Raw genomic sequence first — 10,073 nt, forward strand, 5'->3', positions numbered from 1 at the left:
AGATTATGAAAATAGACATAGATACATGTGAGGAAATCCTCATCACAATAACAAGAAACAAGACAAGAAGCCTGCTGACTGCATTCGGTGTATTCTGGGGCATCTTTATGCTGGTAGCACTCATCGGTGGCGGACAAGGCATGCAGGAAGAACTGAAATCCCAGTTCGAAGGATTTGCGACCAACTCGGGCTTTATCGCCGCACAAAAGACAAGCGAAGCCTACAAGGGATTCCGCAAGGGACGCTGGTGGGACTTGGAGATGGAAGATGTGGACCGTGTGCGCAGTGTGGACGGCATCGCACTCGCCACGCCTTCATTTGCCCTTTGGGGACAGACCGCTGTCTATGGAGAAAACAAATATGAATGTAGTGTAAAGGGGCTGTACCCGGAGTATGAGCAGATAGAACATCAGGAAATGACTTACGGCCGTTTTATCAACGACGTCGACATCAAAGAGTCACGTAAAGTGTGTGTTATCGGCAAACGTGTATACGAAAGTCTCTTTAAACCGGGAGAAGACCCCTGCGGCAAATACGTTCGGGTGAACGGAATCTATTACCGGATTATCGGAATGTGTTCATCCGAAGGCAATGTCAACATACAAGGACAAGCCTCCGAAGCCATTGTATTGCCTTTCTCCACCATGCAGCAGACCTACAACCTCGGAAAGAAACTGGATGTGGTATGTTTCATCATGAAACCGGGAATAAAAGTAAAAGACGTACAGCCCGAAGTGGAACGCCTCGTAAAAGCAGCGCATTACATTGCTCCCGATGACAAACAAGCCGTCATGTTCCTGAATGCGGAAGCTATGTTCTCTATGATGGACAACCTGATGACCGGAGTACACTTTCTTATTTGGATGGTAGGTCTGGGTACATTGTTCGCCGGAGCCATCGGCGTATCGAATATCATGATGGTAACCGTCAAGGAGCGTACTACGGAAATAGGCATACGGCGTGCCATCGGTGCCCGTCCTAAAGACATCCTGCAACAAATTCTTTCGGAAAGCATGGTACTGACCACTATAGCGGGTATGGCAGGCATTTCTTTTGCCGTATTTGTACTGCAAATACTTGAAAAGGCTGCCAACGACCCTGAAGTTATCAAAACCCACTACCAGGTTTCATTCGGACTGGCTATCGGAACTTGCATCCTCCTCATCGCATTGGGAGTGCTTGCCGGACTGGCACCTGCCTATCGCGCCATGGCAATCAAACCAATTGAAGCAATCAGGGATGAATAAACCTATAAAAGATTATCAACCGTAAACCATGAAACAATGGTTACTATATCAATAGTAAATAATTAAATCATAAATATAAGATGAGAACTAAAAAGTATCTGAAAATTGCATTATTGGTAGTAATAGCTGCCTTGTTTATCTGGACATTTATATTCCTATATCAGAAGTCCCAACCTAAAGTAAAGGTATACGAAACAGTAGTTCCGGAAGTGACAGACCTCGAAAAGACCACCGTAGCCACCGGCAAAGTGGAACCAAGAGACGAAGTACTCATTAAACCGCAGATTTCCGGTATCATATCTGAAGTGTACAAGGAGGCCGGACAAAGCATAAAACAAGGCGAAGTGATTGCCAAAGTGAAGGTTATTCCAGAACTAGGCACATTAAACTCAGCCGAAAGCCGCGTACGGTTGGCGGAAATCAACGCTGCCCAAGCCGAAACAGACTTCGCACGTACCCAGAAGTTGTACAACGACAAGCTTATCAGCGCTGAAGAGTATGAAAAAGGAGAGGTAAGTGTAAAGCAAGCACGCGAGGAACTGCAGACTGCAAAAGACAACTTGGAAATTGTAAAGGAAGGCATCACCAAGAACAGCGCCTCTTTCAGTAGTACGCTGATTCGTTCCACCATTACCGGTCTGATTCTGGATATGCCCATCAAAGTCGGTAACTCGGTTATCATGAGTAACACCTTCAATGACGGAACCACTATCGCTACCGTTGCTAACATGAACGATTTGATTTTCCGCGGCAACATTGACGAAACGGAAGTGGGCCGTGTACACGAAGGTATGCCGGTGAAACTGACAATCGGCGCCCTGCAGAATCTTTCGTTCGATGCCACACTGGAATACATATCTCCGAAGGGTGTGGAAGAAAACGGTGCCAACCAGTTTGAAATCAAAGCTGCCATTGCCGCACCGGACAGCGTACAGATACGTTCCGGCTATTCTGCCAACGCAGAAATCGTATTGGACCGTGCCCAGAAAACGCTTGCTGTTCCGGAAAGTACTGTTGAATTCAATGGGGACAGCACCTTTGTATACGTAATGACGGACAGCGTACCGGTACAAAAGTTCGAACGCCGTCCCATACAGGTCGGCATGAGCGACGGCATAAAGATTGCCATCAAAAGCGGCATCAGTGCCCAGGATAAGCTTCGCGGTGCAGAGAAAAAGGATTAACAAACGGAATAGCTTAAAAAGATATACGACATGAATAAAAAGATATTCTTATACCTCGCCATATTCGGCAGTATCTCAGTGCAGGCGCAGGAACGCTGGTCTTTGCGCCAATGCATAGACTATGCCATCGAGCATAACATCAGTATCCGCCAAACAGCCAACGCTGCCGAACAGAGTGCTGTCGAGGTAAATACAGCCAAATGGGCACGACTGCCGAACCTGAATGCCAGTGCCGGCCAGAGCTGGAACTGGGGACGTACGCAAACAGCCATCAAGAACGAGGATACGGGAGACTACTCCACTGTATACGTCAACACCAGCAGTCACGGAACCAACATGTCCGTCAATACCAGCATACCTATTTTTACCGGTCTGGAAATTCCCCACCAGTATGCATTGGCCAAACTGAACCTCAAAGCTGCCATTGCCGACCTGGACAAAGCCAAGGAAGATATTGCCATCAATATAGCTTCGGCCTACCTGCAAGTGCTGTTCAATGAAGAGCTCCACCAGGTGGCGCTGGGACAAGTACAACTGAGTAAAGAGCAATATGTCCGTATCAGCCGGCTGGCAGAACTGGGCAAGGCTTCTCCGGCAGAACTGGCAGAAGCCAAAGCACGTGTGGCACAAGACGAGATGAATGTGGTACAGACGAACAATAATTATAAGTTGGCTCTGCTCGACCTCAGCCAGCTTATCGAGCTGGAAACACCTGAAGGGTTCAATCTGGAATCTCCGGCAGTCAATCTGAAGTTGGTTCCTCTCACTCCTCCGGATGAAATATTCCAAACAGCTATGGTAAGCAAAGCCTCCATCCAGGCTGCACAGTTCCGTCTGGAAGGCAGCAAGCACAGCATCCGCATCGCCCAGAGCAACTACTACCCACAACTGAGCCTGAACGGTAGCCTCGGTACGAATTACTATTCTACCATTGACCGCACCTTCAGCCAGCAGATGAACGATAACTTCAACAAATATGTAGGCTTCAACCTCAGCGTACCTATTTTCAACCGCCTCTCTACCCGTAACCGGGTGCGCACGGCACGCCTGCAACGTGAAAACTATGCCTTGCAACTGGATAATGCCAAAAAGACGCTTTACAAGGAAATCCAGCAAGCATGGTACAACGCCGCCGCTGCCGAAAGCAAATATACCAGCAGCCATACAGCCACCGTTGCCAGCGAAGAATCTTTCAAGCTGATGAGCGAGAAATATGAAAATGGTAAAGCAAATGCCGTGGAATACAATGAAGCAAAACAAAACCTTATGAAATCCCAATCAGACGAACTGCAGGCCAAGTATGACTATCTGTTCCGTACCAAGATTCTGGATTTCTATAAAGGAGAACCGATTGAGTAAAAAACGAAGTATAATTTTAGTTGTTGTGTTTGATTCTCCCCTCTCCCTGCTTCATGCAGGCGAGAGGGGAGTTTTTTGTTCTTCTATCTCCTTGTATTTTCCGAAGAACGGGAAGAGCTACTGCGGGTAGTGCTTGAAGAGCTGCTGCGACGGCTTTCGGAATTCCGTACGCCGGAAGCATTTCTTCTTTCCTTACTTTCCGTCTTTACCCTGCTACGGCTGGGGCTCTTATCATTATTTTTAGTTCTTGTGGTTTCTATTTTCTCTTTACTCGACTTTCTGCCACTATCCACACTACTACGTCGCGTACTGCTGTTACGTGTACCTGTACTAATGCGATTATTACTACCGTTGCTACGTCGCGTGGTATATACATCATCCCTGCCTGCCGGACGCTTATGCGAATTAGGGCGGATGTTCACCGAACCGAAATCTGAACGGCGGCTGGTGTGGTACGACTTATCATTCCGAATGCTCCACGAATCGGTATAGTGCGGATGATGGTAACGACCGCGATAATAGCTGTTGTGATAGTGCGTACGACAATGCCCACCGCAATATGTACGGTAATGATACGGCCGCGGGAAATAGAAATGATTATGGTTGGTGTAAGTGATGTAAACCCTAAAAGACCAACGCCCACCACTTACATAAACCGGACGGCAAAAATAGGCGGCCTGCATGAAACGGCCATACTGCCGGTTATTCAGCACCCATCGAAGATCGTCATTGCGCACATCCAGATAATCGTAATAGCGATTCAAGGCCCATTCCTCCCCCCGAAGAACGTCATCCATCAGATAGCGTATACCGGAAATGAAATCATAGTTTATTTCGTACACGTCATTATACTGTTCTGTATTCAGGTTCAATTCATAGGCCATCTTGTCCGTAAGAAAGCGGGTCTCTTTACGCACTTTGCTGTTGCTCATTGCCGCACTGCAAACAGCTGTGCTCATCATAGCGGCAAGAAATATAAATATAATCCGTTTCATAATCCCTCCTTTTTTAGTTATTCTTCTCATGATATTGTTTGATGAAGGCATTTATCTCGTTCTTGTCCGACGAGAAGGTCAGCTTGTCTATCGCATAATAGAAATTCGGTTTATCGACTATTTTAGGATAAATCTTCTTCATCAACTGCTTCTTTTCACTGTCGAAACGATAAAAATCCATCAGACGGATACACTGGTCAGTAGTGAACCAAGAGGTCAGCAAGGCATGGTCGAGCACTTCCTTACGGTCTGAATCGAAACTCTGTTTTTCCATCAGCCCCATAAACTGTTCGAAGGCAGAGGGAGACATTACCCGTTCATACTGCCCGCCCCCTGACGGTCTGTCACCGGGTCTGCCAGGCTTGTGATGATTAGAAGTACCCCAGTTTCCACCAGGTCTTTTGTCCTCTGGAATGAAAATATCTTCCACTTCATTGATGGAGCAATGCACACGTTCATCATATAGGAGTTTTCCTCTTTGGGGATTCCCCCCACGGGATGGCGCTTCATAAACCTCCACCCGACAACTACCACGCAGATTGGCTACAAAACAACTGAAAGTAGGCAGGCAAACCTGCTGTCCGTCGACCAATACCACCACTCTACGGTATGGACTTTCTATACGGATTCCGTCTATGGGTGCCGCTTTTATTGCGGGAAACGCTACCAGAACTAGACAAACACTTAATATCAAATGACGTATCATGACTTTTCTTTTTTTATTGTACGACAAAAATAGGGAGAGGAAATTCCCCTCCCTAATGATTGTCTCTATTTACAAGTAGGGAAATTCCTAATGACTGGGACTAATTCCTAATCCTGATTCCATCTTCCTCCAATACAACCAGATGTTTTTTGTACAAATCTCCCACAGCCTTTTTGAAGGTTTTCTTGCTGACACCGAAAGTTGCATAGATTTCTTCTGCCGGACTCTTGTCATTCAAAGCTATCCGTCCGCCCTGTTCACGGATATAGTCCAGCAGCGTAGCTGAGAAATCTTCTACTTTAGCCTGCCCCGTTTTTTGAAGCAGCAGGTCTATCTTGCCGTCTTCACGTACCTGCTTCACATAGGCTTTCATCCTCATGCCCGTGTGCAGTGGCTGAAATATCTCGCTCTCATATAGCAAGCCGCTATATTCATCGTTGATGATCGCCTTGAATCCCAAATCCGTCTTCTGCCAAATCAGGATATCCACCTCCTGCCCCGACTCATAGGCGGCCTTCTCTTTGGAAAGATAACGGTCTACCTTGGCCGATGCCACGATACGATAGCTTTCATCATCCAAATGGGCATGAACCACATACTTCTTTCCCACCTGCATCTTCATTTTCTGTTCGCGGAAGGGGACGAAAAGATCCTTCATCAATCCCCAGTTAAGGAAAGCACCATACTGGTTTATCCACGCCACCTCCAAGCAGGCAAACTGCCCGACCTGCACTAACGGTGTCAGAGTAGTGGCTACCAGACGTTCTTCGTTATCAAGATATATAAAAACGTTCAGTTTGTCTCCCACCTTACAGTCTTGGGGGACATAACGCGACGGAAGCAGAATTTCACCTTCTTCGCCACCGTCCAGATACATGCCGAAGGCTACCTCCTTCACCACTTCCAGCGTATTGTACTTTCCTAACTCAATGCTCATAGTTTCTTACTTATCTTCATTTTCCCAACAAAGATAAGTAATTTAGGTACAATACAGCAGTTCGGAAAGAAGAAATAACTTTTTGCTCTAAAAGATAACTTTTTTCTATGAACAACTCTCTTCAAAAAGGGTTATCTTTGTATCGTGACAATCAGCAAGAAAAGATATTACTCACCTTTAAATAAAAAAGATTATGGAATTTCTGACAAATGACAAATTGACAATCGTCGGCGCAGCCGGCATGATCGGTTCAAACATGGCACAGACTGCAATCATGATGCATCTCACTCCCAACCTATGTCTGTACGACCCTTATGCTCCCGGACTGGAAGGTGTGGCCGAAGAGCTGTTCCACTGCGGATTCGAAGGAATGAACATCACATTTACCTCCGATATCAAAGAAGCGCTGACCGGTGCCAAGTATGTGGTATCATCAGGCGGTGCCGCCCGCAAGGCCGGCATGACCCGCGAAGACCTTTTGAAAGGCAATGCCGCTATTGCCGAAGAATTCGGTAAGAATGTAAAAGCCTACTGTCCGGATGTGAAGCACGTGGTTGTCATTTTCAACCCTGCCGACATCACCGGTCTGATTACCCTATTGTATTCCGGCCTGAAACCTTCACAAGTGACCACACTGGCTGCCCTCGACAGCACCCGCCTGCGCAGTGAACTTTCCAAGCACTTCGGCATTGCCCCCGACAAAATCGAAAATTGCCGTACCTACGGCGGTCATGGTGAACAGATGGCTGTATATGCCTCTACCGCCAAGGTGGACGGTAAACCGTTACTTGATATCATCGGTACCCCTGCCCTGACTAAAGAGCAGTGGGTCGAAATCCAGACTAAGGTAACCAAAGGCGGTGCCAACATCATCGCCCTCCGTGGACGTTCTTCCTTCCAGAGTCCGGCATACGTCTCTATCGAAATGATAGCTGCAGCGATGGGTGGCAAACCGTTCCGCTGGCCTGCCGGTACATATGTACACAGCCACGGCTTCGACCACATCATGATGGCAATGGAAACTGAAATTACCAAAGACGGTGTACACTACAAGGAACTGAACGGCACACCCGAAGAAGAAGCCAAACTGAAAGAAAGCTATGCCCACCTCTGCAAACTTCGTGACGAAGTGATAGAAATGGGAGTACTGCCTGCCATCAAAGACTGGCACAGCATCAATCCGAATATCGACTGATTTCTTCGATAGCAAGTGATTCTCAAAAGTAAGATGCCTCGCTCTATGGAGCGAGGCACCTTTTTAAGATATTTTTCCTCAAAAAGCCTTGCGGTATAAAAAAAACTCTTTATCTTTGCACCCGCAAACGAAAAAGGTGCCATAGCTCAGTTGGTAGAGCAAAGGACTGAAAATCCTTGTGTCCCCGGTTCGATTCCTGGTGGCACCACTTTTAAAGAAAGAAAAACGATGTAAATCCCTGAATTTCAAAGAAGTTCAGGGATTTTTTATTTCCAAGAATAGGCAAAATAAGTGGGATTAGAGCAAACTATACGTCCTTATTCAAGGGACTGGTTTTAAAAACCCGAAATGTTCCACTGCGAAGTATTTACTTCATTCTTTTACAGCTTGTTGCGCTATTTTACATAACAGGGTTCCCGATTCGATTTCCTAACTTTGTATCATTAAAAATTGAGCCGTATGGAAAGAAAAAGATTCAGCGTGTTGTTCTTCATCAAGCGTAGCAAACTGTTAAAAAACGGGGAAGCACCCGTGCGTGTGCGTGTCACTTATGACCGCCTATACGTGGAACTTCAACTAAAGCGGAGCGTAAAAGTCCCACTTTGGTCGCAGAAAAAAGAGAAATCAACAGGCAAAGACCGAAACTCCGTAGAACTTAACCATTACATTGACGCCCTGCGTGTGAAATTCTATCAGATTTACCAAGACTTGGAACTGGAGGGAAAGATTATCTCCGCACGTGCCATAGTGAACCGCTATCAGGGAAAGGACGAGACTTTCAAGACATTATACAATGTGTTCAAGGAGCATAACGACAACTGCCGGAAGCTAATCGGGACGGATTATGCCGATATTACCGTAAGACGTTACGATAACTGCCTTAAATATCTCATGGAACTGGTTAAACGGGATTACAAGGTAGATGATATGCTACTGCGTGAGGTAAACGGAGAACTGGTGCGTAAATTCGATTTATACCTAAAGACGGAGAAACATTGTGCACAGAACACCGTTATCCGGTACATGAAATGCTTCAAGAAAGTGATAAACCTTGCCATTGCCAACGAGTGGCTGACAAAGAACCCCTTTGCCGGAATAAAGTTTCACGAGGTGGAGGTAAACAAACAGTTCCTAAGCCAAGCCGAGATAAACCGGATATGGCAGAAAGAGTTCAAGATTGAACGGCTGGAACTGGTACGGGATGTTTTTATCTTTTGCGTATATACCGGACTGGCATTCATAGACGTGTATAATCTGCGCCCCGAACACGTTTCAGAGGACAGCAACGGCAACCTGTGGATAGTGAAACCCCGTGAAAAGACAAACAACCTCTGTAACATCCCGCTTTTGAGCATTCCCAAACAGATACTTGATAAGTATAAGGATAACCCCTACTGCATGGATAAAGGAACTTTGCTGCCCGTTCCCTGCAATCAGAATATGAACAGCTACCTGAAAGAGATTGCCGACCTGTGCGGTATCAAAAAGAACCTGACCACGCACACAGCCCGCCATAGTTTCGCATCGGTTATCGCACTGGCTAACAACGTGTCACTGCCGAATGTGGCTAAAATGCTGGGGCATTCATCCACCCGAATGACACAGCATTATGCGAAAGTATTAGACCAAACGATATTAAGGGATATGCAAGCCGTTGAGAAGCGATTAAAAAATAATAAATCATAATTATTGCTAATAAAAAAGCTTTATATGTATAAAAAATGTACTAACAATCAAGTTGTCATATTTAATATAATAACCTGATAATAAAGTACTTATGTTAGTCATATACTTCTCCCTATAATTATAAATAATTATAGGGAGAAGTATATGACAGAAAAATTCATTTTCAAATATAAATTATTATCTTTGCAGCGATATAATAAAGGCTTGAGCATATGACTATCACACTTGAAGGATTCCATGGTACTGATAATGCTCTTGTTGATAGTATATTAAGTAATGGATTAAGACCATCATTAGGTGACAAAGAATGGTTAGGAGATGGGGGATATTTTTTTGTACAAGGGATAAATCTTGAGCCCGAAAAACAAGCAGAACAATGGGCTGTTATTAGTGCTTGGGATAATAGAGCCAAAAAGAACAAATACCTATCATATGCTGTTCTACGTGGAGTAATAGAAGTTAAAGAAGAAAATTTTTTAGACCTTACGACGGCTGATGGTATAGAAATATTAAATTATATACAAGAAAAATGTACTTCTAAATTAGCTGAAATAGGGCAAAAATTGCAATACATTGATGGCTATTTAATAAACTTTGCAAGAGGTGAAAAGCTTTTTGATATAGAAGTTTCAAAAGGGAATTTTTATATCAAAATTAGAAAGGAAGATAGAGTTTTTAAATTATCCCGCAGGACTCCTAATTGCACCATTTGCTCAGTATATAATCCTCAAAAAAATATTGTCAACATAGAAATAACTAAAAAT

The 10,073-nt window shown here is 45.0% G+C and carries 9 protein-coding genes and 1 tRNA gene; 7 read left to right on the forward strand and 3 right to left on the reverse strand.

Features of this window, described 5'->3' with window-relative positions; all coding sequences use genetic code 11:
* Positions 1-5 precede the first annotated feature (5 nt).
* The 3 genes from HUX74_RS20465 to HUX74_RS20475 all read left to right on the forward strand — a co-directional run bounded on the left by HUX74_RS20465 (position 6) and on the right by HUX74_RS20475 (position 3,790).
* A complete protein-coding gene (locus HUX74_RS20465) occupies positions 6-1,247 on the forward strand; it encodes an ABC transporter permease (RefSeq protein WP_174647322.1) in 1,242 nt (413 codons plus the stop codon).
* 80 nt (positions 1,248-1,327) lie between these two features.
* Complete coding sequence (locus HUX74_RS20470; RefSeq protein ID WP_174647323.1) at positions 1,328-2,431, forward strand: efflux RND transporter periplasmic adaptor subunit; 1,104 nt, start codon at positions 1,328-1,330, stop codon at positions 2,429-2,431.
* A 30-nt stretch (positions 2,432-2,461) separates the two neighbouring features.
* On the forward strand, positions 2,462-3,790 hold the full coding sequence (locus HUX74_RS20475; protein ID WP_138344616.1) for a TolC family protein: 1,329 nt from the start codon (positions 2,462-2,464) through the stop codon (positions 3,788-3,790).
* Positions 3,791-3,873: 83 nt separating this feature from the next.
* On the opposite strand, the gene HUX74_RS20480 is transcribed toward HUX74_RS20475, so the two are convergent.
* From HUX74_RS20480 to HUX74_RS20490, 3 genes are all read right to left on the reverse strand, one after another.
* Positions 3,874-4,785 (reverse strand): hypothetical protein, encoded by a 912-nt coding sequence (locus HUX74_RS20480; protein ID WP_174647324.1) that lies wholly within the window; start codon positions 4,783-4,785, stop codon positions 3,874-3,876.
* 13 nt (positions 4,786-4,798) lie between these two features.
* Entirely contained in the window at positions 4,799-5,491 is a 693-nt protein-coding gene (locus HUX74_RS20485; RefSeq protein ID WP_174647325.1) for a DUF4476 domain-containing protein, read from the reverse strand.
* Between the two features lie 100 nt (positions 5,492-5,591).
* On the reverse strand, positions 5,592-6,428 hold the full coding sequence (locus tag HUX74_RS20490) for a S1 RNA-binding domain-containing protein (RefSeq protein ID WP_117601213.1): 837 nt from the start codon (positions 6,426-6,428) through the stop codon (positions 5,592-5,594).
* Positions 6,429-6,621: 193 nt separating this feature from the next.
* Here HUX74_RS20490 and HUX74_RS20495 point away from each other — a divergent pair, with 193 nt between their 5' ends.
* The 4 genes from HUX74_RS20495 to HUX74_RS20510 all read left to right on the forward strand — a co-directional run.
* Positions 6,622-7,623, forward strand: coding sequence for a malate dehydrogenase (locus HUX74_RS20495; RefSeq protein WP_025833211.1), 1,002 nt, complete (start codon positions 6,622-6,624; stop codon positions 7,621-7,623).
* Positions 7,624-7,758: 135 nt separating this feature from the next.
* Positions 7,759-7,831: transfer RNA gene (locus tag HUX74_RS20500), tRNA-Phe, on the forward strand.
* A 251-nt stretch (positions 7,832-8,082) separates the two neighbouring features.
* On the forward strand, positions 8,083-9,309 hold the full coding sequence (locus tag HUX74_RS20505) for a site-specific integrase (protein ID WP_174647326.1): 1,227 nt from the start codon (positions 8,083-8,085) through the stop codon (positions 9,307-9,309).
* A 212-nt stretch (positions 9,310-9,521) separates the two neighbouring features.
* On the forward strand, positions 9,522-10,073 hold a 552-nt coding region (locus HUX74_RS20510), incomplete at its 3' end, for a hypothetical protein (RefSeq protein ID WP_174647327.1).

This window comes from Bacteroides sp. Marseille-P8574 (assembly GCF_902825465.1).
GTDB lineage: Bacteria > Bacteroidota > Bacteroidia > Bacteroidales > Bacteroidaceae > Bacteroides > Bacteroides uniformis.

Coding starts and splice junctions, on each gene's coding strand:
- HUX74_RS20465 (WP_174647322.1), top strand. CDS start 6: ATGAAAATAGACATAGATACATGTGAGGAAATCCTCATCACAATAACA.
- HUX74_RS20470 (WP_174647323.1), top strand. CDS start 1,328: ATGAGAACTAAAAAGTATCTGAAAATTGCATTATTGGTAGTAATAGCT.
- HUX74_RS20475 (WP_138344616.1), top strand. CDS start 2,462: ATGAATAAAAAGATATTCTTATACCTCGCCATATTCGGCAGTATCTCA.
- HUX74_RS20480 (WP_174647324.1), bottom strand. CDS start 4,785: ATGAAACGGATTATATTTATATTTCTTGCCGCTATGATGAGCACAGCT.
- HUX74_RS20485 (WP_174647325.1), bottom strand. CDS start 5,491: ATGATACGTCATTTGATATTAAGTGTTTGTCTAGTTCTGGTAGCGTTT.
- HUX74_RS20490 (WP_117601213.1), bottom strand. CDS start 6,428: ATGAGCATTGAGTTAGGAAAGTACAATACGCTGGAAGTGGTGAAGGAG.
- HUX74_RS20495 (WP_025833211.1), top strand. CDS start 6,622: ATGGAATTTCTGACAAATGACAAATTGACAATCGTCGGCGCAGCCGGC.
- HUX74_RS20505 (WP_174647326.1), top strand. CDS start 8,083: ATGGAAAGAAAAAGATTCAGCGTGTTGTTCTTCATCAAGCGTAGCAAA.